Source organism: Staphylococcus sp. 231237_7MaSpsaltlick, assembly GCF_043107035.1.
The window spans coordinates 1-451 of the sequence record NZ_JBICNX010000367.1; the positions used below are offsets into that span (position 1 = coordinate 1).

2 tRNA genes are annotated in these 451 nt (G+C 41.2%); both read left to right on the forward strand.

Going from position 1 to position 451, the window contains the following annotated elements:
• The first annotated feature begins 146 nt into the window (after positions 1–146).
• Positions 147–223, forward strand: a tRNA-Ile gene (locus tag ACF91D_RS31925).
• A 20-nt stretch (positions 224–243) separates the two neighbouring features.
• A tRNA-Ala gene (locus ACF91D_RS31930) sits at positions 244–319 on the forward strand.
• Positions 320–451 lie beyond the last annotated feature (132 nt).

Sequence of the window (451 nt, forward strand, 5' to 3'; positions counted from 1 at the left end):
ACAAGGTAGCCGTATCGGAAGGTGCGGCTGGATCACCTCCTTTCTAAGGATATATTCGGAAACATCTTCTTACGAAGATGAAATAGGAATAACATTGACATATTGTATTCAGTTTTGAATGCTCATTAGAGTATTCATATCGGAATGGGCCTATAGCTCAGCTGGTTAGAGCGCACGCCTGATAAGCGTGAGGTCGGTGGTTCGAGTCCACTTAGGCCCACCATTAGATTTGAATATTTTTATGGGGGCTTAGCTCAGATGGGAGAGCGCCTGCTTTGCACGCAGGAGGTCAGCGGTTCGATCCCGCTAGTCTCCACCATAAAATTTGTACATTGAAAACTAGATAAGTAAGTAAAATTTATGATTTTACCAAGCAAAACCGAGTGAATTAGAGTTTTTAAACAAGCTTTGAATTCAAAAAGAAATAATCGCTAGTGTTCGAAAGAACACT